At 75.0% G+C, this 25,304-nt stretch carries 18 protein-coding genes; 15 read left to right on the plus strand and 3 right to left on the minus strand.

The window, feature by feature from the left end; translation table 11 throughout:
• Nucleotides 1-58: 58 nt before the first annotated feature.
• The 6 genes from rimO (at nucleotide 59) to pspM (ending at nucleotide 5,109) form a co-directional block, all read left to right on the plus strand.
• Nucleotides 59-1,510 carry a 30S ribosomal protein S12 methylthiotransferase RimO gene (gene rimO / locus Sya03_RS04595; protein WP_239107106.1) on the plus strand — a complete coding sequence of 484 codons (1,452 nt, stop codon included), beginning with the start codon at nucleotides 59-61 and terminating at the stop codon, nucleotides 1,508-1,510.
• Nucleotides 1,507-2,109, plus strand: a complete 603-nt coding sequence (gene pgsA, locus Sya03_RS04600; RefSeq protein WP_203936891.1) for a CDP-diacylglycerol--glycerol-3-phosphate 3-phosphatidyltransferase — start codon at nucleotides 1,507-1,509, stop codon at nucleotides 2,107-2,109. Before rimO ends, pgsA begins: the two co-directional genes overlap by 4 nt.
• Nucleotides 2,106-2,582 (plus strand): CinA family protein, encoded by a 477-nt coding sequence (locus Sya03_RS04605; protein ID WP_203936892.1) that lies wholly within the window; start codon nucleotides 2,106-2,108, stop codon nucleotides 2,580-2,582. The genes pgsA and Sya03_RS04605 overlap by 4 nt, the downstream gene beginning before the upstream one ends.
• 205 nt (nucleotides 2,583-2,787) lie before the next feature.
• Nucleotides 2,788-3,198 (plus strand): helix-turn-helix domain-containing protein, encoded by a 411-nt coding sequence (locus Sya03_RS04610; protein ID WP_203936893.1) that lies wholly within the window; start codon nucleotides 2,788-2,790, stop codon nucleotides 3,196-3,198.
• 193 nt (nucleotides 3,199-3,391) lie between these two features.
• Nucleotides 3,392-4,279 (plus strand): PspA/IM30 family protein, encoded by an 888-nt coding sequence (locus Sya03_RS04615; RefSeq protein WP_203936894.1) that lies wholly within the window; start codon nucleotides 3,392-3,394, stop codon nucleotides 4,277-4,279.
• Between the two features lie 62 nt (nucleotides 4,280-4,341).
• On the plus strand, nucleotides 4,342-5,109 hold the full coding sequence (gene pspM, locus Sya03_RS04620) for a phage shock envelope stress response protein PspM (RefSeq protein ID WP_203936895.1): 768 nt from the start codon (nucleotides 4,342-4,344) through the stop codon (nucleotides 5,107-5,109).
• On the opposite strand, the gene Sya03_RS04625 is transcribed toward pspM, so the two are convergent.
• Nucleotides 5,097-5,891 (minus strand): DNA-formamidopyrimidine glycosylase family protein, encoded by a 795-nt coding sequence (locus tag Sya03_RS04625; protein WP_203936896.1) that lies wholly within the window; start codon nucleotides 5,889-5,891, stop codon nucleotides 5,097-5,099. The two genes, pspM and Sya03_RS04625, sit on opposite strands and share 13 nt — an antisense overlap.
• A gap of 61 nt (nucleotides 5,892-5,952) precedes the next feature.
• Between Sya03_RS04625 and Sya03_RS04630 the strand changes: the two genes are divergently transcribed.
• Together Sya03_RS04630 and Sya03_RS04635 are read left to right on the plus strand one after the other, a co-directional pair.
• A complete protein-coding gene (locus Sya03_RS04630) occupies nucleotides 5,953-6,696 on the plus strand; it encodes an N-acetyltransferase (RefSeq protein WP_203936897.1) in 744 nt (247 codons plus the stop codon).
• 54 nt (nucleotides 6,697-6,750) lie between these two features.
• Nucleotides 6,751-8,985 (plus strand): RCC1 domain-containing protein, encoded by a 2,235-nt coding sequence (locus tag Sya03_RS04635; RefSeq protein ID WP_203936898.1) that lies wholly within the window; start codon nucleotides 6,751-6,753, stop codon nucleotides 8,983-8,985.
• 13 nt (nucleotides 8,986-8,998) lie between these two features.
• Here Sya03_RS04635 and Sya03_RS04640 read toward each other — a convergent pair whose 3' ends face one another.
• Entirely contained in the window at nucleotides 8,999-9,787 is a 789-nt protein-coding gene (locus Sya03_RS04640) for an SAM hydrolase/SAM-dependent halogenase family protein (RefSeq protein WP_203936899.1), read from the minus strand.
• A gap of 53 nt (nucleotides 9,788-9,840) precedes the next feature.
• Here Sya03_RS04640 and Sya03_RS04645 point away from each other — a divergent pair, with 53 nt between their 5' ends.
• The 3 genes from Sya03_RS04645 (at nucleotide 9,841) to Sya03_RS04655 (ending at nucleotide 16,136) form a co-directional block, all read left to right on the plus strand.
• Nucleotides 9,841-10,761, plus strand: coding sequence for an LLM class F420-dependent oxidoreductase (locus tag Sya03_RS04645; RefSeq protein WP_203936900.1), 921 nt, complete (start codon nucleotides 9,841-9,843; stop codon nucleotides 10,759-10,761).
• Between the two features lie 70 nt (nucleotides 10,762-10,831).
• A complete protein-coding gene (locus Sya03_RS04650; protein ID WP_203936901.1) occupies nucleotides 10,832-11,644 on the plus strand; it encodes a hypothetical protein in 813 nt (270 codons plus the stop codon).
• Between the two features lie 1,045 nt (nucleotides 11,645-12,689).
• Entirely contained in the window at nucleotides 12,690-16,136 is a 3,447-nt protein-coding gene (locus Sya03_RS04655; RefSeq protein ID WP_203936902.1) for a TIR domain-containing protein, read from the plus strand.
• A gap of 15 nt (nucleotides 16,137-16,151) precedes the next feature.
• Here Sya03_RS04655 and Sya03_RS04660 read toward each other — a convergent pair whose 3' ends face one another.
• A complete protein-coding gene (locus Sya03_RS04660; RefSeq protein ID WP_425543767.1) occupies nucleotides 16,152-20,666 on the minus strand; it encodes an ATP-dependent helicase in 4,515 nt (1,504 codons plus the stop codon).
• A 141-nt stretch (nucleotides 20,667-20,807) separates the two neighbouring features.
• Between Sya03_RS04660 and Sya03_RS04665 the strand changes: the two genes are divergently transcribed.
• The 4 genes from Sya03_RS04665 (at nucleotide 20,808) to Sya03_RS04680 (ending at nucleotide 25,257) form a co-directional block, all read left to right on the plus strand.
• Entirely contained in the window at nucleotides 20,808-21,212 is a 405-nt protein-coding gene (locus tag Sya03_RS04665; protein ID WP_239107107.1) for a hypothetical protein, read from the plus strand.
• A 479-nt stretch (nucleotides 21,213-21,691) separates the two neighbouring features.
• Nucleotides 21,692-22,558, plus strand: a complete 867-nt coding sequence (locus Sya03_RS04670; RefSeq protein ID WP_239107108.1) for a DUF4397 domain-containing protein — start codon at nucleotides 21,692-21,694, stop codon at nucleotides 22,556-22,558.
• Between the two features lie 5 nt (nucleotides 22,559-22,563).
• The gene (locus Sya03_RS04675; RefSeq protein ID WP_203936904.1) at nucleotides 22,564-23,325 is read left to right on the plus strand and encodes a class F sortase; all 762 of its coding nucleotides are present in this window, start codon (nucleotides 22,564-22,566) and stop codon (nucleotides 23,323-23,325) included.
• Between the two features lie 60 nt (nucleotides 23,326-23,385).
• Nucleotides 23,386-25,257: a serine/threonine-protein kinase gene (locus Sya03_RS04680; protein ID WP_203936905.1), complete on the plus strand. Its 1,872-nt coding sequence runs from the start codon at nucleotides 23,386-23,388 to the stop codon at nucleotides 25,255-25,257.
• Nucleotides 25,258-25,304: the final 47 nt, after the last annotated feature.

The following is a 25,304-nucleotide window of genomic DNA, read 5'->3' on the forward strand; positions in this document are numbered from 1 at the left end:
GGTCGTGATGCCCGCACGGGGGACGGCCCGTTCCCGCCCGACCGGTAACCTTTACGGAGTGTCGGTCACCCCTGCCCCCCGCCGTGTCGCCCTGCTGACCCTCGGCTGCGCCCGTAACGAGGTCGACTCCGAGGAGCTGGCCGCGCGCCTCGACGAGGGCGGCTGGCAGGTCAGCACCGACGCCGAGGGCGCCGACGTCGTCCTGGTCAACACGTGCGGCTTCGTCGAGAAGGCCAAGCAGGACTCCATCGAGACGCTGCTCGACGCCGCGTCCACCGGCGCGAAGGTGGTCGCCGCGGGCTGCATGGCCGAGCGGTACGGCCGCGAGCTGGCCGAGAGCCTGCCCGAGGCGCAGGCCGTGCTCGGCTTCGACGACTACACCGACATCGCCGCCCGGCTCGACGGCGTGCTGGCGGGCGAGCGGTTCGACGCGCACACCCCGCGCGACCGCCGCGAGCTGCTGCCGCTGACCCCGGTGCAGCGCCGCACGGCCAAGGTGGTCGTGCCCGGCCACGCCACGGTCGACGAGCACACCCCCGCCCACCTGCGGCCGGTGCTGCGCCGCCGGCTGGAGAACGGCCCCGTCGCCAGCCTCAAGCTGGCCAGCGGCTGCGACCGCCGGTGCGCGTTCTGCGCCATCCCGGCGTTCCGCGGGGCGTTCGTGTCGCGCGACCCGCAGGAGCTGCTCGCCGAGGCCGAGTGGCTGGCCGCGAACGGCGTGCGGGAGCTGGTGCTGGTCAGCGAGAACAGCACCTCGTACGGCAAGGACCTGGGCGACCCGCGGGCGCTGGAGAAGCTGCTGCCGCAGCTCGCCGCGGTCGCCGGCATCGTCCGGGTGCGGGCAAGCTACCTGCAGCCCGCCGAGACCCGGCCCGGCCTGGTCGAGGCGATCGCCACCACGCCCGGCGTGGCCGCGTACTTCGACCTGTCGTTCCAGCACTCCAGCGAGCCCGTGCTGCGCCGGATGCGCCGGTTCGGCTCCACGGAGAAGTTCCTCGACCTGCTCGCCGCCGCCCGCGAAATGGCCCCGGAGGCGGGCGCCCGCAGCAACTTCATCGTCGGCTTCCCCGGCGAGACCCGCGCCGACGTCGACGAGCTGGCCCGCTTCCTCACCGACGCGCGCCTCGACGCCGTCGGCGTCTTCGACTACAGCGACGAGGACGGCACCGAGGCCGCCGGCATGACCGGCAAGGTCCGCGAGGACGTCGTCAAGCGCCGGTACGACCGCATCGTGCGGCTCGCCGACGAGCTGTGCGCCCAGCGCGCCGAGGAGCGCCTCGGCAGCACCGTCGAGGTGCTCGTCGACGCGATCGTCGACGGCGAGGTCGAGGGCCGCAGCGCCCACCAGGCGCCCGAGGTCGACGGCTCCACCACCCTGGTCGCCGGCGAGGCGGGGGTCGACCTGGCCGCGCTGCGCCCGGGCGACCTGGTCCGCGCCACCGTCACCGCCACCGAGGGGGTCGACCTCGTGGCCGTGCCCGTCGAGCTGGTCTCGGCGGCCGCGCGGTGACCGACGAGCCGGCCGTCGTCGCGCCCCCGGCCGTGCCGCCCCGGGTGGTGCCCCTGCACAACCCGGCGAACGTCCTCACGGCGCTGCGGATCCTGCTCGTCCCCGTCTTCGTGGTGGTCACGGCGCTGTCCGAGCTGACCTCGCCCGGCTGGCGCATCGCCGCGTGCCTGACGTTCTGCGTCGCCTCGGCGACCGACTTCGCCGACGGCTGGATCGCCCGCCGCTTCGACCTGGTCACCTCGTTCGGCAAGGTGGCCGACCCGATCGCCGACAAGGCCCTGACCGGCGCCGCGCTGGTGCTGCTGTCGATCTACGACGCGCTGCCGTGGTGGGTGACGGTGCTGATCCTCGTCCGCGAGTGGGGCGTCACCGCCCTGCGCCTGTGGGTGATCCGGTACGGGGTCATCCCGGCCAGCCGCGGTGGCAAACTGAAGACGGCGCTGCAGACCGCCGCGATCGCCTGGTACCTGTGGCCCGTGCCCGAGCCGTTCGACGTGGCCGGCCCGGTGCTGATGGGCGCGGCGGTCCTGGTGACGGCGGTTACCGGCGTCGACTACGTGGTGCAGGCGGTACGCCTGCGACGGGGGGTGCAGCGGTGACGGACAGCCTGGTGGCGGGGGTGGTGCACGCCCTCGTCGAGCGCGGCGAGACGGTCGCCACGGCCGAGTCGCTGACCGGCGGCATGGTGGCCGCCGAGCTGGTCGCGGTCGCGGGCGTCAGCGCCGCCTTCCGCGGCGGGCTGGTCGTCTACGCCACCGAGCTGAAGCACGAGCTGGCCGGCGTACCCGAGGAGCTGCTGGCGCAGCGCGGCCCGGTGGACGCCGACGTGGCCGCCGCCCTCGCGCAGGGCGCGCGGGAGCGCTGCGGCGCCGACTGGGGCGTCGCCACCACCGGCGTGGCCGGCCCCGAGCCGCAGGACGGCGTGCCGGTCGGCCGGGTGTTCGTGGCGGTGGCCGGGCCGGGCGTGGCCGAGGTGCGCGAGCTGAAGCTCGACGGCGGCCGCGCGGCGATCCGCGAAGCGACCGTCGTGGCCGCGGCCGAGCTGCTCCTGAGCCATCTGCAGGGCGGCTGAGCGCGGCGTTCACTCTTTCGGGCTCCCGGGCGGCCGGGGGCCTCAGGGGCTCCGAGGTGCGGCGACGCCGGTCCGGGCGGCGGGCGGCCGGCCGCATCGGTCCCGGGATGCGGCGGGGCGGTATGTCGACGTGGCCGCCAGCGGGTACGGTTGCGGGAAGCCTCCGGCGCGTCGCCGGGGGGTCACCGCCGCAGGAGGGGGTGTCATGGTCCTGCTACGCCGGGTTATCGGTGACGCACTTCGGGCGCGCCGGCAGGGGCAGCACCGGACCCTGCGCGAGGTGTCGACGGCCGCCAACGTGAGCCTCGGCTACCTCTCCGAGATCGAACGCGGCCAGAAGGAAGCCTCCAGCGAGCTGCTGGCCGCCATCTGCGAGGCCTTGGGCGCCCGCCTGTCCGAGCTGCTCGGCGAGGTCAGCGACACGCTCGCCCTCGCGGAGGAGATGCAGGGCGTGCTCAGCCCGGTCGAGCCGGTGCCGGCGACCGCCGTGCGCCAGGTCGCCACCGACGGGGACGTGTCGGTCTCCGTGCGCCAGGAGACGCCGCTCAAGGCGACCCTGCGCACCACTCGCACGGTGGGCCGCGGCGGCAAGCGCGACGTCGTCTACGCCGCCTGATCGGCGCTGCCCTCGCCGGGTGCCCGGGGTGCGCGTAGCCTCGTAGGCGTCGGGCACCAGGGAGACCCTGATATCTCCCCGAGCCCCCTGACGATGCTGGCGTCGGCCTGCCACGATGGAACCTTGCCGCGGGGCGCCGAGCAGGTGTCGGCGGCGCGGTCCGGCTGGGCGACTGTGAGGGGATAACGCGGAGATGGCGAACCCGTTCGTCAAGAGTTGGAAGTACCTGATGGCGCTGTTCGGCGCCAAGGTCGACGAGTACGCCGACCCCAAGGTGCAGATCCAGCAGGCCATCGAGGATGCGCAGCGTCAGCACCAGACGCTCGTCCAGCAGGCGGCGGCCGTCATCGGCAACCAGCGGCAGCTCGAGATGAAGCTGAACCGCCAGATGGGCGAGGTCGAGAAGCTGCAGGGCATGGCCCGGCAGGCGCTCGTCCTGGCCGACCAGAAGCGCGCCGCGGGCGACGAGGCGGAGGCGCAGAAGTTCGAGCAGACCGCGCAGACGCTCGCCACCCAGCTGGTGTCGGCCGAGCAGTCGATGGAGGACCTGAAGACCCTCCACGACCAGGCGCTCGGCGCCGCCGGCCAGGCCCGCAAGGCGGTCGAGAACAACGCGATGGTGCTCCAGCAGCGCATCGCCGAGCGCACCCGCCTGCTCAGCCAGCTGGAGCAGGCGAAGATGCAGGAGACGGTGGCCCGCTCGCTGGAGTCGATGTCGTCGCTCGCCGCCCCGGCCAACACCCCGTCGCTCGACGAGGTGCGCGACAAGATCGAGCGCCGGTACGCCAACGCGATGGGCCGCGCCGAGCTGGCGTCGAACTCCGTCGAGGGCCGCATGCTCGAGGTGCAGAAGTCCAGCCTCGACCTGGCCGGCACCTCCCGGCTCGAGCAGATCCGGGCCAGCATGGCCGGCGACAAGCTCGGCAGCGGCGCCGGCCAGCAGGCCGTCGGCCAGGGCCAGCAGCAGCCGAAGGCCGCCGCGCCGCAGCACGACCCGGCCAGCGTCGCCCGGCTCGACGAGATCCGGGCCAGCATGGCCGCCAAGGAGAAGCAGGCGGGCGACAGCTCCGCCGCCGGCTGACACAGCGCACCGGCCGGGTCCCGCCCGGGGCCCGGCCACCACACCTCGGGGAGGCGGTCACGATGGCGGACGAGCGGGCCCGGTACTTCCGGCGGCTCCGGAAGTTGCGCGGCAGCGCCCGTCGCTGGAGCGTGCTGGGCGGTGGCCTGGCCGCCGCCGCGACCGTGCTCACCCCGTACGCCGGGATCGGTCTCGCCGACGCCGCCTGGGCGGCCGCCGCGGGCGCCTCCATCGCGCTGGCCGGCTGGCGCTGGTCCGATCACAAGGTCCTCGCCGCCCAGCCCGCGCCGCCCGCCCTGCCGCCGGCCGTGCCCGGCCAGAAGCTGGTGGCGTTCGCCGAGCGGTTCCCCGCCGGGCGCACCGCCATCGAGGAGATGCGCCGGCAGAAGGCCCGGTTCGCGCTGCGCGGCTCGGCCGTCGCCCGCCCCTGGGAACGCCTCGACCGGGCCGCCGCCACGCTGGCCGGCCTGAGCGGGCGGCTCACCGGCCCCGGCGAGGTCGCCGTGCTGGAGGCTGCCGTCGCCGAGCAGTGGCTGCGCGACCTCGGCCAGCGCGTCGCCAGCGTCGAGCGGGCCCTGCCCGTCGCGCCGCCCGACCAGCGCCCCGCCCTCGGCGAGGCGCACACCGTGCTGATGGGCCAGTTCGACGAGGGCGTCTCCGCCTACGAGCGGCTCGTCACCGCCGCCGCGAGCTACGTCGCCGAGGACGGCCGCCCCGTCACCGGCGACCACCCCACGCTCGGCCGGCTCACCGACGCCACCGACCTGCTGCGCGGCGTCGCCGAGGGCCTGTCCGAGCTGCGCCGCCCCGCGCCCGGTCAGGTCGCCTGAGGCGCCGGCTGGCAGCGCGGGCACCAGTAGGTGATCCGCTCGCCCTGGTCGTCCTTCTGGATCGCCGCGCCGCAGCGGCGGCACGGCTGGGCGCGGCGCCCGTACACGTAGCTGGTCTCGCCGCGGCGCAGCGAGCCCGTCGTCGTCTGCGTCCAGCGGCCCCGGTTCGACGCCACCAGCTTCTGCGCCAGCGTCACCACGCCCTCGACGTCCTTGACCTCGCCGACGGGCGTCCACGGCCAGACCCGCCGCATGAACAGGGTCTCGCACTTGTACAGGTTGCCGATGCCGGCCAGGTTGCGCTGGTCGAGCAGCGCCTCCTGGATCTCCCGGTCCGGCCGCGCCACGATCCGCCGCGTCGCCTCCGCCGCGTCCCAGTCCGCCCCGAGCAGGTCCGGCCCCAGGTGCCCGACGTGCGACTCCTCCTCGGCCGTGCGGAACAGCGCCAGCTCGTGCAGGTGGTAGCCGACCGCCACCGCCTGGGCGGTGCGCAGCACCACCCGGATCAGGTGCGCCGGCCGGGCCGCCCACCGCTCGCCCGGCGCGTACGCCCGCCACGCCCCCTCCATCCGCAGGTGCGAGTGCAGGGTGCGGTGGTCGTCGCCGCGGGTCAGGCGCAGCAGCAGGTGCTTGCCGCGGCTCGCCGACTCGGCGACGGTGAAGCCGGCCAGGTCGGTGGTGGCCAGCTGCGGCACCCGGAAGTCGGACCTGGTCAGCACGCCGCCCACCAGCGAGCGCTGGAGCACGCGGGCCGTGTTCCACACGGTGTCACCTTCGGGCACACCCCTATCGTGCCCGGTTAACGGTTCGCCCAGTCCTGTCGGCGCCGCTAGCGTCGGTGCCGTGGACCTCGACATCGCCACCGTCGCCGACCGCCCCGTCGACCGGGCGCCGCTGGACGGGCACTGGCCGCCGTTCATGACCAACGACCCGACGAGCGGCCTGTACTACGGCTACGTCGACGAGCACTTCCCCGAGTTCTGCCTCGTGGCGCTCGACCGGGCCACCGGCCGGCCGGTCGCCAAGGCGTACTCGGTGCCGCTGTCCTTCGCCGGCGACATCGCCGCGGGCCTGCCCGACGGCGGCTGGGACTGGGCCATCCGGCAGAGCGCCCACGACCGGCTCAGCGGCGCGCAGCCGACGATCGCCTCGGCCCTGGAGATCCTCGTCCACCCCGAGCTGCGCGGCGGCGGCCTGTCCGGCGTCATGCTGGCCGCGATGCGCGACAACGCCCGCCGGCTCGGCTTCGCCGACCTCGTCGCCCCCGTGCGCCCCAGCGGCAAACACCTCGAACCCCACCGGCCCATCGACGAGTACGCGTTCGCGACCCGCCCTGACGGCCTGCCCGTCGACCCGTGGCTGCGGGTGCACGTCCGCGCCGGCGGCCGCATCGTCAACGTCGCCCACCACAGCATGGTCGTGCCCGCCCGGCCGGAACGCTGGCGCGAGTGGACGGGCCTGCCGTTCGACACCACGGGGCCGGTCGAGGTGCCGTTCGCGCTGAGCCCGGTGCACTGCGACATCGACCAGGACGTCGCCGTGTACGTCGAGCCCAACGTGTGGGTGCACCACCGCACCGGCGCCTGACCCTCATGTCGCCCCGCGGCCTGCCGACGGTCACGGGAGACACCGGGAGAGGCGATGGCGGAACGGGGATGGCGGGTGCGGCCGCGGCAGCGGGTGCTGCCGCTCGTCGTCGTGCTCGTGGCCGTCGTCGCCGGGTGGGGCGCCTGGCAACCCGTCAACGCCGCCTTCAGCGCGCAGGCCGCGAACCCCACCAGCACCTTCGCCGCCGGCGAGTTCGACACCGGCCGCCTGTTCGCCTGGGGTGACACCGTCCCCGTCATCTCATCGCCGCAGCGGATCGGCGCCCTGAGCACGTGGGCCACCGCGGCCGCCGGCAACGAGAACCAGTGCGCCACGCAGACGAACGGGACGCTGTGGTGCTGGGGGCGCAACTACGACGGGCGGCTCGGTTCCGGGGACACGGCCAACCGCGTGGCACCGGCGCAGGTGGGCTCGTCCACCACGTGGCAGTCGGTGTCGCTGGGTGACTCGCACGGGTGCGCCACCCGCACGGACGGGTCGCTGTGGTGCTGGGGCGCGAACGGCATGGGTCAGGTCGGCGTGGGCAACACCACGAACCAGCTCGCACCGGTGCAGGTGACCTCCCCCGCGACGACGGGGTGGCTGTCGGTGACCACCGGGGCGCGCTTCACGTGCGCCACCCGCACAGGCGGCGCCCTGTACTGCTGGGGCGAGAACAACGCCGGCCAGCTCGGCATCAACTCCACCGTCAACCAGAGCACCCCGGCGCTGGTCAGCACGCCGGCGACCACCGGGTGGACGTCGGTGCGGACCGGGTTCCAGCACGCCTGCGGCCTGCGCACCAACCTCCTCTTCTGCTGGGGCGACGGCGGGGGCGGGCGGCTCGGGCTGGGCAGCTCCACGCAGCAGAACGCGCCGGTGCAGGTGACCGGCAGCACGTGGTCGGCGCTGAGCCTGGGCGCCGACCACTCGTGCGCGCTGCGCACCACCGGCACCCTGTGGTGCTGGGGGACCGGCACCGACGGGCGGCTCGGCAACGGCGGGACCACCGACGTGCTGACCCCGGTGCAGGTCGGCGCGGACACGACGTGGCGTGCCGTCACCGGCGGCCGCTACCACACCTGCGCGGCCCGCACCGACAACACGGCGTGGTGCTTCGGCGACAACCCCGGCGGCCAGCTCGGCGTGGCCGACCTGGCCGACCGGCACACCCCCGCGCAGGCGGGCTCGGCCACCACCTGGGCGTCCGTGTCGGCCGGCCCGCTGGCACAGCAGACCTGCGGCGTGCGCTCCGACGGGTCCCTGTGGTGCTGGGGCAACACCGGCGCCTTCGACACCGCACCGGTCGAGGTCAGCGCCGTGCAGACGTGGGAAACACCGAGCACCGGCGAGGACTACGGGTGCGCGACGCGCACCGACGGGACGCTGTGGTGCTGGGGGCGCAACTGGAACGGGCGGCTCGGCGCCGGGGACAACGCGCACCGGCCGGTGCCCGCGCAGGTGGGCTCGGCCACCACGTGGTCGTCGGTGATGGCGGGCATGGCGCACGCGTGCGCCACCCGGACCGACGGAACGTTGTGGTGCTGGGGCCAGAACGCCGACGGTCAGCTCGGGCTGGGCCACACGACGAACCAGGTGGCGCCGGTGCAGGTGACCTCTCCCGCAGCCACGGGATGGCTGTCGGTGACCGCCGGGGCGTACTTCACGTGTGCGATCCGCACGGGCGGCGCCCTGTACTGCTGGGGCTCGAACAACGGCGGTCAGCTGGGCATCGGCTCCACCGTCAACCAGAGCAGCCCCGTGCTGGTCAGCACGCCCGCGACCACCGGCTGGACGACGGTGCGCGGCGGATGGCAGCACGCGTGCGGGCTCCGGACCAACCTCCTGTTCTGCTGGGGCGACGGCGGCTCCGGGCGGCTCGGACTCGGCTCGACGGCGCAGCAGACGACGCCGGCGCAGGTGGCCGGCACCGGCTGGTCGTCGTTTGCCCTGGGCGCGGACCACGGGTGCGGGCTGCGCACCACCGGCGCGCTGTGGTGCTGGGGCGCCGGCGCCGACGGGCGGCTCGGCACGGGCGCGACCACCGATGTGCTGGCGCCGGTGCAGATCGGCAGCGACACCACGTGGCGCACCGTCAGCGGCGGCCGCCAGCACACCTGCGCCACCCGGACCGGCGGCAGCGTCTGGTGCTGGGGCCACAACGCGACCGGTCAGCTCGGCTTCGGGGACACCACCACGCGTCTCGTGCCCACCCAGCTGCCCGGCGTGATCGGGCGGCCGGTCATCGGAGGCCCGACGTCCCACATCACGCTGATGCTGCGCGGGTGACCGGCGCGACGGGTCAGCGGCGGTCCTCCACCCGCAGCGTGTCGCCGGGCGTCACCGACAGCACCACGGCGGCCCGCCCGCCGTTCACCGCCACCGCCACCCGGTCCGCGGAGTCCACATAGACCACCAGCTGGCCCTGCCGCGCGTCGGCGAACGTGGCGCCGTGCCGGGCGCTCACCCCGCCCACCGTCACGTCGGCGCCCAGCCCCGTCAGCGCGGACCCGGTCGCGGCGAGCTGCACGTTGCCGAACCGGTCCACCGTCACCACCTCGGCCTCCACCCAGCCGTCGCCGTGCGCCGCGCGCGGGTCCGGCAGCCGCACGATCGTCGCCGGGTCGACGGCCGGGCCGGCCTCCTCCAGCGGCGCCCCGCGCGCCAGCCGCGCCGCGCACGGCACGAACACGTCCCGGCCGTGGAAGGTGCGCGACACGTCCGGCGCGAACCAGTCCGGGTTGGCCAGCTCCGCCGCGGCCGTGATGCCGCCCAGCGCCTCCGCCGCCCACGGCAGCAGCCCGTTGTCCGGGCCCACCAGCAGGCCGTCCGGGGTGGCGATCGCGATGCCGCGCCGGGCCGTGCCCACCCCCGGGTCGACGACGGCGACGTGCACGGCAGGCGGCAGGTGCGGCAGGGTCTGCGCCAGCACGTGCGCGGCCCGGGTCACGTCGCCCGGCGGCACCTGGTGCGTCACGTCGATGACCCGCACCGCCGCCGCCAACCGGCCCAGCACGCCGTGGCACGCCGCCACGAACCCGTCCGACGTCCCGTAGTCCGTCGTCAGGCTCACCCATCCGTAACCAGCCATGTCCACACGGTAGTGGTCCGGCGGTCGGTGCGCTGCGGGCTACCGTTGCGAAAATGCGCCTCACCATCTTCACCGAGCCCCAGCAGGGGGCCGCGCACGCCGACCTCGTCCGCGTCGCCCAGCACGCCGAGCAGGCCGGCTACGACGGCTTCTTCCGCTCCGACCACTACCTGGCCATGGGCGTCGACGGCCGTCCCGGCCCGTCCGACGCGTGGGTGTCGCTCGGCGCGCTCGCCGTGCAGACCAGCACCATCCGCCTCGGCACCCTGGTCTCCTCGGCCACGTTCCGGCTGCCCGGCCCGCTGGCCATCACCGTCGCCCAGGTCGACGAGATGAGCGGCGGCCGCATCGAACTCGGCCTCGGCGCCGGCTGGTTCGAGGCCGAGCACACCGCCTACGGCATCCCGTTCCCGCCGCTCGGCGAACGTTTCGACCGCCTCACCGAGCAGCTGGAGATCATCACCGGCCTGTGGTCGCCCGGCACGTTCTCGTTCGCGGGCAAGCACTACCGGGTCACCGACTCGCCCGGCCTGCCCAAGCCCGTGCAGACCCCGCGCCCGCCGATCATCATCGGCGGCGCCGGCCGCAAGCGCACCCCCGCCCTTGCCGCCCGCCACGCCGCCGAGTTCAACGCCGCCTTCAAGCCCTTCGACCAGGCCACCGCCCTGTTCGACGGCGTCCGCGCCGCCTGCGCCGAGGCGGGCCGCACCGACCTGCCCGCCCTGTCCGCCGCCGTCGAACTGTGCTGCGGCCGCGACGACGCCGAGGTCCGCCGCCGCGCCGACGCCATCGGCCGCACCGTCGACGACCTGCGCGCCCGCGGCGCCGCCGTCGGCACCCCCGCCGAGGTCACCGACCTGCTCGGCCGGTACGCCGAGGCCGGCGCCACCCGCATCCACCTGCAGACCATCGACCTCACCGACCTCGACCACCTCGACCTGGTCGCCGAGGCGGTCGCCCCGCAGCTGCCCTGACGCCGACCGTGGTCCACTGTGCACCGTCCTCGGTGTGCAGTGGGCCCGGCAAGATCGCTATTGTGCGCGCATGCCGGCCGCGCTGCTCCACGTCGCCAGCGACACCACCGTCACGGTCGTGTCCCGCCACCGCCTGCGCACCACCGGCGGCCGCGTCACCCGCCGCCGCTGGCCGGCCGTCCTCGAGACGACCAGCACCGTCCCCGAGGCCGCCGCCCCGCACAGCCTCTGGGCCGCCGCCATAATCACGCTCGGGCCGGTCGCCACCGCGTTCGGCCTCGCCCTGACGGGCACCCCGTGGCCCCTGTCGGCGGCCGCCGCCGCCATCGTCTTCACCACGGCCACCTGGTACCTGCTCGTCCACCGCCGCCGCCTCCCACCCGCCCAGGACGCGGCGGCGGCCATCACCCTCACCGAACACCGCGAACGGGCAGCCTTCGCCAAGGCCCTCACCCACGCCGACGAGATCAGCGCCTCCTGGCCGGCCCTCACCCCGCTCATCGACGTCCCGCACGTGGAACGCCTCCTCGCCGAGTTCCTGTGGCACCTGGCCGGCATCCTGTCCGCCCGCGAGGACGCCCGCCGCTCGGCCACGGCCTTCATGCTCACCACCCCGGCCTCTGCGGACCCGGACCCGAAGTCCCGTCGTGCCGCGGTCACGCGTCGCCTCTCGGCCCTTGACGCCGACGTCGCCCGCCGCCTTACCGCCCTGTCCGGCGCGGCGGAGGCCGGCCGCATCTACTCCCATCGCCGGAACTTCGACCGGACGACCCGCTCCGTGACCCCGGACCGGCCGGAGGGCCGCCCGGAGGCGGTCCTGGCCGCGTACCGCGCCCTCGCGACCGCACACGGTGACACCCGCGCGGACCCGATCCACAACTGATGCCACGCCCCCGCCCCGCGGCGGGCGAACCGGCGGCGCGGGCCGGGCAGGCGAACAATCGGGACAGGCGAAGGTGAGGGGTAGTCCGATGGCCTGACAACCCTGGCGCGACCTGTTCGCTGACAGAGGTGGACGACCGCGGTGCTCGGGCCGGTGGAGGTGGTGCTGACCGCCATCGCCGCAGCCGACCTCGCCCGCCGGCCGACGGCACAGTGGATGTGCCCGGCCGGCCCGCACCAGGCTGCGCGGCGGCAGGCCGGCGGCATCGGTCCGGGACCACCACTACACAGGTAGACACTGCTCCGGGTCGCCTCCGACGCCACCACCACGACCGTGTCCCGGCACCGCATCGCGCCGCCGGCGGTCGCGCCACCCGCCACCGCTAGGACGCCGTCGCCGAGTCCGCCTCCGGTGCAGCGGCTACCCGGCACGGCCTCGCACGGGCGGCGCTGGCCGCGCTGCTCCAGGGTTGCGCGGCAGTCGCCCTCGCCGCCGGCTGCCCTGGTACGTCGCGGTGCCCGCTGCTACGGCTCAGGGTGCCCCTGCGCGGCCGCCCGCCCGAGGCGCACTCGGGCATTCTCGCCAGCGCCATCACGCCCACCGAGACAAGCGACCGGGCGGCGTTCGGCCGCGCCCTCGACCGCCCGACGACATCAGCGCGACCTGATCCGCCGAGGCCGTCTGGCACCTAGCCGGCGTTCTGCAGCACCGCGTCGCCGCCCACCGCGTCGCCGCAGGGGCCTACCGGCTCACCGCCCCGGATGCCGGATGGCGCCCGTCGCCTCACGATCTCGCCGAGGCGCTTGAGGGGGGACATCGGTCCGCCAGCCGCACCGTGAACGTGAGCGGACCGCGCGGCGAGGTCGTGGAGCAGCACGGGAGCCACCCCGCCAAGCCGTCGCGGCGGCCTAGGCGAGCCTCGTGCAGCGCCACGGCGTGCCGGAGCCTGCGGCTGACGTGGTCGCACCGGACTTTCGTCGAACGGCCCCGGTGTGGACAATCTGTCGGCGCAGATCGTCGTGCGGCCAACAACGGGGGCTCAGTCGTGTCGTTCAACGGATTCATCTCGTACAGCCATGCCGCCGACGGGCAGCTTGCCCCGGCGGTGCAGCACGGCCTGCACCGGCTGGCGAAGCCGTGGCACCGGCGGCGAGCGCTATGGATCTTCCGGGACCAGACCGGTCTGTCCGTCACACCGAAGCTGTGGACGTCCATCCAGCAGGCCCTCGACTCGTCGGAGTACTTCGTACTCATGGCATCACCCGAGGCGGCGCGGTCCCCGTGGGTCGACCGGGAGATCGAGCACTGGCTGCAGAGCAAGTCGCCCGACCGCATCCTTCCGGTGCTGACCGACGGGTCATGGCAGTGGGACACGGCAAGCCGGGACTTCACCGCTGATTCGACGGCCGTGCCCGACGCGCTGCGGGGCGTGTTCGCCGAGGAGCCGCTGTACCTGGACCTGCGCTGGGCGCGCGATGACCGGCACCTGACGCTGCGGCACTCCCGCTTTCGGGACGGGATCGCGCAGCTCGCGGCTCCGATGCACGGCGTGAGTAAGGACGAGCTGGAGGGCGAGGACGTCCGGCAGCACCGCCGGGCGGGACGGTTGCGTGCGGCGGCGGTGACGTCTCTGCTGGCGCTCACGGTGGTCGCCTCCGTCGCGAGCGCACTCGCCATGCGCAACGCGACGGAGGCGCGGGCGGCGACGGACGAGGCCCGCCGCCAACAGCGGGTTGCGACGGAGCAGCAGGGCAGCGCGGCCCGCTTCGCCGACGAGGCTCGCCGTCAGGAGGGCAACGCGCGCGCCCAGGAGGCGCGGGCGAAGGCCGCGGGGTCCGAGGCCGAGCGGCAGGAGAAGCTGGCACACCAGCAGCGGCGCGCGGCCGACCAGGCGTCCGCGGAGGTGATCCGGCAGTTGCGCAACGCGGACCAGGCGGCCACGCGAGCGCGACACCAGGAGCGGCTGGCGCAACGGCAGAGCGAGCTTGCGGCGGAGTCGGCGGTCCAGCTGCGCAGGCTGGAGCAGCGGGCGAAGGAACAAGAACGGCTGGCCGCCGAACAGGAGCAGGTGGCGGCCGAGGCCGGCGCGGAGGCACGACGCCAGCAGCAACGAGCCGAAGAGCAGGAGCGGCGCGCCGAAGAGCAGCAGCGGCGGGCCGACGAACAGGAGCAGCAGGCACGGAAGGAGGAGGAGCGGGCCAAGGAGGCCGGCGAGGAAGCCGCCCGGCAGAAGGACAACGCCAACCTGCAGCAGCGGATCGCCGTCAGCCGCCGCCTCGTCAACGAGGCGAGGGATACCGTTCGCTACGACCCGCAGACCGCGCTCAAGCTCGGCATAGCCGCACAGGCGCTCGACCGCGGGCTCGGGACGAGCCGAGACCTCGCCAGCCTCATCACGTCGACCCGGCAGCTCGGCACCCTCACCGACGTGTGGCGGGCTGAGTACGGCCCGAGCGGACTCCTCGCCACCGCTAATGGGAACGGCACCGTATCCCTCTGGGACGCGACGAACAGGGCCGATCCACGCCGGCTGTCCACCTTCGGGGAACCCTACGTCGAGTTCCCGACCCACCTGGCCCTGAGCCCGGACGGGACGACCCTTGCCGTCACCCGGGACAAGACGGGAGAACTGTGGGACGTGACGGAGCCGTCCCGGCCGGTGAAGGCGGCCGGACTACCAGCCTCCGGGGGCAGAGACTACTCGAAGGTGGCTTTCAGCCCTGATGGGCTCACCCTCGTCACCGCCGATCCCGGCCCTCAGGGCCGTTACAACTCTCAGGTCCCAGCCGGTTACGCGACACTGTGGGACGTGACCGATCGGACTCGGCCCACCGAACTGTCGGCGCTCGCTGACCGGTCGGAGGACAGCGTGGTTGCGTTCCAGTTCAGCTCGGACGGTCACACACTGGTGGTCGGCCGGGGTGAGCGAACCACCGTCCTGAACGTCACTGACCGCATCGACCCGGTCTGGCAGAGCGATGTAAAGGCACCACTAGGCGAAGACATCGTTTCGGTGGCACTGAGCCCGTCGGCGCCCACGCTGGCGATCGGAGACTCCAGCGGCAAGGTCACGGTCCACGATCTGACCAACCCGGCGAGTCCCAGGCAGAAGTTCGAACTGGCCGGCGGGAAGGGCGGCGTCTACGCGCTGGACTTCAGCCGAGACGGCAGCCTGCTCGCCGCAGGCGACCTCGAAGGCACGGCGCTTCTGTGGCAGATCGCCGCGACGCCGCGGGAGCTGCACCGGTTCTCGAACAACCGTGAGGTCACGTCGGTGGCGTTCAGCAATGACGGCCGGACGCTGGCCGCCGTGGACCAGGGGCACACGGGAACGCTGTGGAACGTGACAGACTTCGCCGCACCTGCACGCGTCGGCGTCATGACCACGCAGGCAACGGTGTCCGTGCTGGCGATGTGGCACAGTCCGGACGGCCGATGGGTCAAGATCGTCACGAACGAGGCCGCGGAGGTGTGGGAGCTCACCGACCGGGCGATGCCGGTTCGACGAGGCTTCCTGCCCCTCGTCCCCGAGGGCGCGCACACGGGCGGCAAGGACTCCCGCGGCGTCGATCAGGCGGCCTTCAGCCCCGATGGGCGAATCATCGCCACCACGATACAGCGCGAGCGTAGAACAATTACCCTCACCGACGTTGCCGATCTGAGCCGGCCCGCAACGCTCGCCACGTTCAAGTCCGGCAGGTTCGTCTCCAAACCACCGACCTTCACCCCGGACGGACGCGGACTCCTCGTCGCCAGCTACACCGCCTATGAATACTGGAATCTGGTCCACCTGGCAGATCAAGGCCCGGTCCGGACCGCAGTCTGGTCCAACGACGCGCTCAGCGACAGATACGCTCTCAGTCCGGACGGCCGGAAGCTGGTTGTTCAGACGTCGGACCGGGACTTCGCCCTCTCCCTCTGGGATGTGTCCGACTGGACGAACGTCAGGTATCTCGCCCCGCTGTCGGGCCCACTCAACTACGTGACGTCGCTGAAGTTCAGCCCGGACAGCGGTACGGTGGCCGCCACCGCCGGGCAACGCGCTTTGATCTGGGACATCGGGAACCCTGCCGAGCCCGCGCGGCTCACCTCTCTCAACGACCACACCGCGGCGGTTGAGTCGGTGACATTCAGCCAGGACGGCAAGACCGCCGCGACTGCCGGCCATGACGGCCGGGTGATCCTGTGGGGCCTGGATGGGACTGCGAAGCCGGTGCGGCTCGCAACGGCATGGCTTCATGCGCACAGGTCGCCTCGGGCCCTGGCCTTCAACCCGGACGGCAGAACCCTTGCCGTCACCGTCGTGACCAACAACGACACGCGGCCCACCCGAACCTTCCAGGAGGTCGGCCTGTGGGATCTCACGGAGTTGAACCACCTGCGCGCCGATCCGGGCGATTTCGGATGCGCCGTCGTCGGCGGCGGTCTCACCCCAGCCGAGTGGACCCGCGAGATACCGGAGATTGCCTATGAGCCGACCTGCACCGGTTGACAGGGAACCGGCCGGTCAACCGCGCAGGCGCAGCCCGCGTGGGGTCGCCCGGAAGCCCGCCGTCGTCAGCGCGTCCCGCAGCGGTGAGGCGTGCACCGACTCGCCGTCCGCGCGTTCCACCGACATGGCGCCCAGCGCCCCCGACGTCACCGACCGGGCCAGTGCCTGCGCCGCCGCCACGAGCAGGTCGGCGTCGTCGGTGTAGGAGAGCAGGGTGCGGCCGCCGCGTTCGACGTACAGCACCAGGTCGCCGGCGACCGTGACCACGAGGGCGCCCGCCTTGCGGCCCGCGCGGTGGCCGGTGGTGGCGGGGGTGGTCTCGTCGACGACGCGGTCGGGCCAGGGGAGGGCGGCGCCGTACGGGTTGGCCGGGTCGGTGGCGGCGAGGACGAGGGCGCCGGGGGTGCGGTCGCGGTCGGCGGTGTCGCCGAGGGCGCGGAGGCGGTCGACGGCGCCGGGAACGGCGAACTGGGCGGCGCCCAGGCCCTCGACGAAGTAGCCGCGGCGGGCGGCGCCGCGTTCCTCCAGGGCGGACAGGACGGGGTAGACGCCGGCGAAGCCGCCCGTGGGGCCCTCGGCCATGACGGCGCCGCGGGTGACGACGCCGTGGCGTTCGAGCAGGAGGTCGGCGAGGGCGGTGGCGCGGCGGGTGGGGTCGAGGTCGCGGTCGGGCAGGCGGGACCAGCGGCCGGCCATGGTGGGCGGGCCGGTGCGGGTCGGCATGGTGGGGCGGCCGGGGCGGCGGTAGCGGGTGCGGGGCGGGGCGGCCTTCGCGCGGTGGGCGCCGGTGGCGCCGAGCAGGGCGCGCAGCGGCGCGAACGTGTCGTTGGTGAGGTGCCCGGCCCAGACGAGGTCCCAGACCGTCTCGCCGAGGGTCTTGTCGTCGGTGGAGCCGACCCGGTCGGACAGGGAGCGGAAGAACAGGGCCTGGCCGTCGCCGAGCGCGTCGAGGACGCCCTGGTGCAGCGGGGTGAGGGCGAGGTCGTCGGCGACGGGCGGCAGCAGCAGCGGCGCCGCGTCGGCGTACGCGACGGTGATCCAGCCGTCGCCGCCGCTGATGGAGCCGGACCCGCACCACAGCACCTCGCCGCTGGCGCACAGCTCGTCGAGCTGGGCGGGGGAGTAGTCGGCGACGCGGGCGGGCAGCACGAGGCGTTCCCACGCGGACGCGGGCACGGCGACGCCCTGCAGCTGCTCGACGGTGGCGGCGACGGCGTCGACGCCGCGGGCGTTGCCGCCGATCTGGTGCCAGCGCGGCAGGAACGTGGCCAGGACGCGCGGCGGCACGGGTTCGATCTCGCGGCGCAGGGCGGCCAGCGAGCGGCGGCGCAGCAGGCGCAGGATCTCGGCGTCGCACCACTCGGTGCCGGCGCCGTCGGGGGAGAACTCGCCGGAGACGACGCGGCCGGTGGCGGAGAGGCGTTTGAGGGCCTGCTCGACCACGTACACGCCGAGGCCGAAGCGGGCGGCGCAGGTGGCGGCGTGGAACGGGCCGTGGGTGCGCGCGTAGCGGGCGACGAGGTCGCCGAGCGGGTCGCCGACCGGCTCCAGGTACGCCTCGGGGATGCCGACCGGCAGGGCGACGCCGAGCGCGTCGCGGAACCGGCCCGCGTCCTCGATGGACAGCCAGCGCTCCTCGCCGGCGATGCGCACCCGGATGGCGCGCCGGGCGGTCTCCAGCGACGCCAGCCAGTCGGCGGGCACGCCGCGTTCGACGGCCTCGGCGGCGGACAGGTCGCCCAGCACGCGCAGGACCTCGGCGGCGTCCTCGGCGTCGCGCGGGGCGCGCTGCGCCGACAGCCACTGCAGCTGCCGGTGCGTCTCGGCGACGACGGCCGGGTCGAGCAGCTCGCGCAGGTCGACGCGGCCCAGCAGCTCGCCGAGCAGGGTGGAGTCGAGGGCGAGCGCCGCCGCCCGCCGCTCGGCGAGAGGGGCGTCGCCCTCGTAGAGGAACGCGCCCACGTACCCGAACAGGAGGGAGCGGGCGAACGGCGACGGGCGCTGCGACTCGACCTCGACGAGGCGGACCTTGCGCCCGCCGATGTCGCGCATCAGCGCGACGAGGCCGGGGACGTCGAACACGTCCTGCAGGCACTCGCGGGCGGCCTCGAGGGTGACCGGGAAGTCGGCGAACTCGCGGGCCACGTCGAGCAGCTGGGAGGCGCGCTGGCGCTGCTGCCACAGGGGCTGGCGGCGGCGCGGGTCGCGGCGGGGCAGCAGCAGCGAGCGGGCCGCGCACTCGCGGAACCGGGACGCGAACAGCGCCGACGTGCCGACGCTCTCCTCGACGAGCTGGACGATCTCCTCGGGGTCGAAGCTGACCAGCTCGGCGCCGGGCGGCTCGTCGGCGGTGTCGGGCAGCCGCACCACGATGCCGTCGTCGGACGGCATGACCTGCGCGTCGACGCCGTAGCGCTCGCTGAGCCGGCGGGCGATCGCCAGCGCCCACGGGGCGTTGAGGCGGGCGCCCAGCACACAGTGGACGGTCATCCGCCAGTCGCCCAGCTCGTCGCGGAAGCGCTCGACCAGGATGGTGCGGTCGTCGGGCAGGTTGCGGGTGGCCTCGCGCTGCTCGCGCACGTACGCCACCAGGTTGCCGGCGGCCCACTCGTCGAGCCCGCCGGCGCGCAGCCCGGCCACCGCGTCGTCGTCGGACGCCTTGGCCAGGGCGCGCAGCCGGGCGCCGATGGCGCGGCCCAGCTCGACGGGCCGGCCGAGCGAGTCGCCCTTCCAGAACGGCATGCGCGCGGGCGCGCCCGGCGCGGGGCTGACGAGCACCCGGTCGGGGGTGATGTCCTCGATGCGCCAGGACGTGGAGCCGAGCAGGAACACGTCGCCGACGCGCGACTCGTAGACCATCTCCTCGTCGAGCTCGCCGACGCGCGCGGCCCGCTCGGCGCCGGCCAGGAAGACGCCGAACATGCCGCGGTCGGGGATGGTGCCGCCGCTGGTGACGGCGAGCCGCTGGGCGCCGCGGGCGCCGGTGAGCTGGTCGGTGGCGCGGTCCCAGACCAGCCGCGGGCGCAGCTCGGCGAACGCCGTGGACGGGTAGCGCCCGGACAGCATGTCGAGCACGGCCCGCAGCGCCGACTCGGGCAGCTCGGCGAACGGCGCGGACCGGCGCACCAGCACGGCCAGGTCGTCGAGCTGCCACGGGTCGAGCGCGACCATGGCGACGATCTGCTGGGCGAGCACGTCGAGCGGGTTGCGCAGGTACTTCAGTTCCTCGATGGCGCCGTCGCCCATGCGCTCGGCGACGACGGCGCACGAGATGAGGTCGCCGCGGTGCTTGGGGAACACGACGCCGCGCGACACCGCCCCGACCTGGTGGCCGGCCCGGCCGACGCGCTGCAGCCCGGCGGACACCGACGGCGGCGCCTCGATCTGCACGACCAGGTCGACGGCGCCCATGTCGATGCCGAGTTCGAGCGAGGACGTGGCGACCACGGCGGGCAGGTCGCCGGACTTCAGCGCCTCCTCGATGTGTTTGCGCTCCTCGCGCGAGACGCTGCCGTGGTGGGCGCGCGCGATCACCGGCGGCGCCCCGGTGGTGCCGCCGGCCTGCGCCATGATCTGGGCGGGCGGGGGCGCCGCGGGCGGCGGCTCGCCGGCCTCGCGCTCGGCGGCCAGCTCGTTGATGCGCGCGCACAGCCGCTCGGCGCCACGGCGCGAGTTGGTGAACACGATGGTCGAGCGGTGGGCCTGGATCAGGTCGAGGACCCGCTCCTCGACGGCGGGCCAGATGGACGCCCGGCGCGCGCCGCCGAGCGAGTCCTCCGGGTTGTCGGAGACCTCGTCGAGCCGGGTCATGTCCTCCACCGGCACCTCGACGGTGACCTCGATGGTCTTGCTGGTGCGCGGCTGGACGATCTCCACCGGGTGGGCGCCGCCGAGGAACCGGGCGGTGTCCTCGATGGGGCGCACGGTGGCGGACAGCCCGACCCGCTGGGCCGGCTTGGGCAGCAGGGCGTCGAGGCGTTCGAGCGACAGCGCCAGGTGCGCGCCCCGCTTGGTGGCGGCGACGGCGTGCACCTCGTCGAGGATGACGGTCTCGACGCCGCGCAGCGACTCGCGCGCGGCCGAGGTGAGCAGCAGGAACAGCGACTCGGGCGTGGTGATGAGGATGTCGGGCGGGGTGCGCCCGAAGGCGCGCCGCTCGTCGGCCGGGGTGTCGCCGGTGCGCATGCCGACGGTGACGTCGGGCGGCGGCTGGCCGAGCCGGGCCGCGGCCTGGCGCATGCCGGTGAGCGGCGCGCGCAGGTTGCGCTCGACGTCGACCGCCAGGGCCTTGAGCGGGCTGACGTAGAGCACGCGGCAGCGGTGCCGCGCGTCGGCCGGCGGCGGCGCCGCGGCGAGCCGGTCGAGCGACCAGAGGAACGCGGCCAGGGTCTTGCCGGAGCCGGTGGGCGCGACGACCAGCGCGTTGCGGCCCGCCCCGATGGCCCGCCACGCGCCCGCCTGCGCGTCGGTGGGCGCGGCGAACGCGGCGCGGAACCACTCGCGGGTGGCCACCCCGAAGCCGTCGAGCACGTCCGTCGTCACGCCGACCATCCTGCCCCAGGGGTGTGACGAAACCGCGGAACGCGTCCGCCGCATCCCTCCTTGTCCGAAATGCCCGGATCAAGTACGTTCACGCTCGGCGGTCTCCCGGGGCGACGACAGGAGTGGCAGATGAGCACGCAGTGCGGGGCCCAGCCGGACACCGACCTGCTCATCGCCCAGGTCGACCGGCACGTCGCCCGGCTCCGCACGGTCCGCGGCGTCCCCGACATCGCCCTCGCCGAGCGGCTCGCCGACTGCCTGCGCGAGCTGATCGCCGGCACCGGCTCCGCGTGCGCCGCCGACCGGGCCCGGGTCCGCGCGGCGGTCCGCTACTTCGTGCTGCGCCGCACCGCCCGGCACGACCGGCTCCCGGTCCGCAGCTTCGCCGCCGACCAGCGCGTCATCGCCGACATCGCCCGCCAGCTCGGCCGCCTCGACGTGGCGGTCGCGGCGTCCGGCGTCCCGGCCGCCATCTACCCCGCGCCCCACGGCCCGGGCGCCCGGCAGACGGCGGCGAGGCGAGCGGCCGGGTAGCTGGCGGCGGGTCGCCACGAGGACCTACTCCGCCAATACGCGGGGGCCGGAGGCACACCACCTCCGCGAGCGGAGCCACCCTCCCGCGGCCTCGCGGGCGGAGTCACCCTGTCGCCGCCCCGCGGGCGAAGCCACCGCCCGCGGCCCCCGCGGGCGAGGCCACCTGGCCGCGGCCCCGTGGGGAAGCGACCTGGCCGCGGCCCCGTGGGGAAGCGACCTGGCCGCGGCCCCCGCAAGCGAAGCCACTCGGCCGGACCCCCGCGGCCAGAGCCGCCGAGCAGCGCCGACCCACGCGCAGTCGCGCCTCCGGCGGGCCCCGATCGCACTAGTCCGTTCGCACGGGGCCGCCGGGCGGCCGGCCGGGACAATGGGACATCGAACGACATCGCGGGCCGTCACCGTGCGGGCACGGAAGCCGTGGCGGACCATGATGCGGTTCCACCCCGGCCCCACGACATCCGTTCCCGTAGGAGGCACCCGTGTCCGCACCCGCGTCGCCGCGGCGACTGTTCCGCGCCGTCGCCGGACTCGGCGTCGCCGCCGCCGTCGTGCTGCCCGGCCTGCCGGCCGCGGCGGCCCCGAGCACCGGGTACGTGCGCCTCGCGCACCTGTCGCCCGACACCCCCGAGGTCGACGTATACCTCAGCTCGCAGACCGGCTCGATCCCGGAGAAGGAGTTCCCGGGCGTCGGCTACGGCGCGCTGTCGGACTACCTGGAGCTGCCCACCGGCTCGTACGCGGTGGCCATGCGCAAGGCCGGCGCCCCCGAGTCGGAGAAGCCGGTGCTGACCACCGAGGTCACGGTCGAGAAGGGCGGGGCGTACACGGTCGCGGGGGTGGGCCGCTTCGCGGACCTGGGCCTGCGGGTGCTGGAGGATGACCTGCGGCTGCCGCCGGCCGGCGCGGCGAAGGTGCGCATCATCCAGGCATCGGTGCAGGCGCCCGTGCTGGACGTGGCCGTCAAGGACGGCGCGGAGATCGGCGCCGACGTCACGTTCGCCAGCACCACCGACTACCGCCAGGTCGACCCCGGCCGGTGGACGGTGGAGGTGCAGCCGGCGAACGGGGGCGCGAGCAGCTCGCTGCCGTGCACGCTGGCCGCGGGCAGCGTGTACTCGCTGCTCATCCTCGACTCCGACGGCGGCCTGAAGGCGCAGCTGCACACGGACGCGGGCCGGCAGGGCGTCGTGCCGGCGGGTGGCGTCGACACCGGGGCCGGCGGCACCGCGCCCGGCGCGCGGCCGGCCGCCTGGCCGGGCGCCGCGCTCGCCGCGTCGGCGGCCGCCGTGCTGGCGTTCGTGGTCGTCGCCCTCGCGGGCCGGCGCCGGCGGACCGCCCGGGCGTGACGCCCATGGCCGCGCCGTCCGAACCGGCACCGACGGACCGCGCGGGCGTGACGCCGCCGGCCGAGCCGTCCGGGGTGACGCCGACGGCAACGCCGTCCCACCCAAAGCCGGCGGGCCGCGGCGTGCGGCGGCTGGCCGCGCCGCTGGTAGCGGCGGTGGTCGCCGCCGTGGTCGCGGCGGCGGTCTGGCTCGGCGTGGCCGGTGGCTCGACCGCCGCGCCCGACGCGGGGCGCTGGCTGCCGTCCAGCGCGCCGGCCGCCCCCTGGGCCGGGTCGTCGGCCACGGCCCGCGCCCCGGGTGACCCGTTCGCGCCGCGCGCCGCGCCGCTGACGGCGCCGCCGACCCGGGTACGGGTGCCCGCGATCGGCGTCGACTCGCCGCTGGAGCGGCTGCGCATCGGCGCGAACGGCGAGCTGACCACGCCGCGCGACTTCGGCCAAGCCGGCTGGTACGCCGACGGCACCGCCCCCGGCGACGTCGGCCCGGCCGTCATCGCGGGCCACGTGGACTCCGTCGACGGGCCCGCCGTCTTCTTCCGGCTGCGCGAGCTGGCGGCGGGCGACACGATCGAGGTTTCGCGGGGTGATCAGCAGGTGACATTCACGGTCGTGTCCACCGCGTGGTATCCGAAAAGCGCGTTCCCCACGGAGCGCGTGTACGGCCCCACGCCGGACCGCCAGCTCCGCCTGATCACCTGCGGGGGCGGTTTCGACCCGTCCCGGCGCAGTTATCGGGACAACCTGGTCGTCTACGCGGTAGCCGGGTGACGACCATGTCACCCCGGCCGGCGCTGACCTATCCTGGACAGGGTCGACGGGTGGGGGCGCATGGCGGACAGGGATGACCTCGTCGCCGGGCGGTACCGACTCCGGGAGCCGGTCGGCAGCGGTGGCATGGGCCGGGTCTGGCTGGCGCGCGACGAGATGCTCGACCGCGACGTCGCCGTCAAGGAGTTCGTGCCGCCCTCCTGGATGACCGAAGAGGATCGGGACAAGCTGCGCCTGCGCACGCTGCGTGAGGCCCGCACCGCGTCGCGGGTGCACCACCCGCACGTCGTGCAGATCTACGACGTCGTGCACGCCGACGGCCTGCCGTGGATCGTCATGGAGTACGTGCCGTCGCGGTCGCTGCACCAGCTCATCCGCGAGGACGGCCCGGTGGACCCGCCGGTCGCCGCCCGGATCGGCCTGTACGTCCTGGACGCGCTCACCGCCGCGCACCGCGCCGGGGTGCTGCACCGCGACGTGAAGCCGCACAACGTGCTGATCGGCGACGGCGGCCGGGTGGTGCTCACCGACTTCGGCCTGGCCACGTTCGTCGACGACGGCGGCGTGACGGGCCCCGGACTGATCGTCGGCTCGCCGCAGTTCGTGTCGCCAGAGCGGGCCCGCGACGGCGCGTCCACCGTCGAGGCGGATCTGTGGTCGCTCGGCGCGACCCTGTACGCGGCGGTCGAGGGCCGCTCGCCGTACGCCCGGGAGACGTCGATGGCGACCCTGCTCGCCCTCGCCACCGAGGCGCCCGACCCGCCGAAGCGCGCGGGGGCGCTGCGCCCGGTGCTGGCCGGGCTGCTGCGGCACGACCCGGCCAAGCGGCTGAAGCCGGACGACATCGCCGCCCAGCTGCGCCGGGTGCTCGGCGGGGTGCCCGCACCGGGCGCCCGCCCGGAGCCGGCCGGCGACCGGGCGGCGGGCCGGGTGCCCCGGCAGCGCGGCCGCGCCGCGGTGCGCGCCGTCGCCCCGATCGCCCACGAGACCCCGGAGCCCGCCGCCGAGCTGCCCGCGGGCCCCAACCACGGCACGCTCAACGGCACCGCGGTGGCCCCGCCGATGACGCCGCCGGCGCAGGCGCCCGCGAACGGCGGTGACCCGGCGAAGAACGGCGCGGCGACCGGCGGTGGCGCACCGCGTACCCCCGGGGTGCAGCCCGACGACGAGCCGGCGCCGTCGTGGCCGTCCGGTCCGCAGCGGACCCAGGAGCCCGCGCGCGGCCGCCGCAGCGTGTTCGGCCTGGCGCTGGTCGTGCTGCTCGTCGTGGCCGCGGGCGCGGCCGGCGTGCTCGGCAGCCGCTACTGGCGCGACGGCGACGCCGGCGCGGCCGCTCCCACCCCGGCGGCGTCGCCGGGCGACCTGGTGCCGCCGGTGAGCGCCGCCCCGATCGAGGCCTTCAGCCCGCGCGTCTGCGACGCGCCGGCCACCGGCGACCTGCCGAGGACCCCCGCGGCCAACGCGGTGCGGACCGCCCCCAACGGCTACAGGATGCTGCCGAACTGGTCGTTCCACACCACGGCCGAGTTCGGCGTGGCGGTGCCCGACGGCTGGTCGTACCGCAAGGTCGGCACCACGTGGTGCTTCAAGGACCCCGACGGGGTGCGGCTGCTCACCGTCGACCCGGCCCGCAACGCCGGCGCGGACCCGATCACCGCGTGCGTCGCCGAGGAGCGCCGGCTCACCGGGGCCGGGCTGCTGCCCGCGTACCGCAAGGTCGAGATGCGGCCGGTCGCCTACTACGGCAAGGCCGCCGACTGGGAGTACACGTACGCCGACGCGCAGGGCACCCAGCTGCACGCCGGGGTGCGCTGGTTCAGCGCCGGCGACCGCGCGTACGCGGTCGGGTGGGTCACCCGCGAGTTCGACTGGACGACGAACCGGGCGTACCTGCTCCTGGTGCGCAGCAGCTTCGCCCCCGGATCGGCGTGACGGTATGGCCGGATCGGGATGAGTCCCGGCCCGGCCCGTTCTGCCAG

Origin of the sequence: Spirilliplanes yamanashiensis (genome assembly GCF_016863475.1) — a bacterium.
In the GTDB taxonomy this organism is placed as follows: domain Bacteria; phylum Actinomycetota; class Actinomycetes; order Mycobacteriales; family Micromonosporaceae; genus Spirilliplanes; species Spirilliplanes yamanashiensis.

Excerpts from the sequence above, each read along its gene's own strand:
- Sya03_RS04610 (WP_203936893.1), top strand. The coding sequence starts at position 2,788 with ATGGTCCTGCTACGCCGGGTTATCGGTGACGCACTTCGGGCGCGCCGG.
- Sya03_RS04615 (WP_203936894.1), top strand. The coding sequence starts at position 3,392 with ATGGCGAACCCGTTCGTCAAGAGTTGGAAGTACCTGATGGCGCTGTTC.
- pspM (WP_203936895.1), top strand. The coding sequence starts at position 4,342 with ATGGCGGACGAGCGGGCCCGGTACTTCCGGCGGCTCCGGAAGTTGCGC.
- Sya03_RS04635 (WP_203936898.1), top strand. The coding sequence starts at position 6,751 with ATGGCGGAACGGGGATGGCGGGTGCGGCCGCGGCAGCGGGTGCTGCCG.
- Sya03_RS04640 (WP_203936899.1), bottom strand. The coding sequence starts at position 9,787 with ATGGCTGGTTACGGATGGGTGAGCCTGACGACGGACTACGGGACGTCG.
- Sya03_RS04645 (WP_203936900.1), top strand. The coding sequence starts at position 9,841 with ATGCGCCTCACCATCTTCACCGAGCCCCAGCAGGGGGCCGCGCACGCC.
- Sya03_RS04650 (WP_203936901.1), top strand. The coding sequence starts at position 10,832 with ATGCCGGCCGCGCTGCTCCACGTCGCCAGCGACACCACCGTCACGGTC.
- Sya03_RS04665 (WP_239107107.1), top strand. The coding sequence starts at position 20,808 with ATGAGCACGCAGTGCGGGGCCCAGCCGGACACCGACCTGCTCATCGCC.
- Sya03_RS04675 (WP_203936904.1), top strand. The coding sequence starts at position 22,564 with ATGGCCGCGCCGTCCGAACCGGCACCGACGGACCGCGCGGGCGTGACG.
- Sya03_RS04680 (WP_203936905.1), top strand. The coding sequence starts at position 23,386 with ATGGCGGACAGGGATGACCTCGTCGCCGGGCGGTACCGACTCCGGGAG.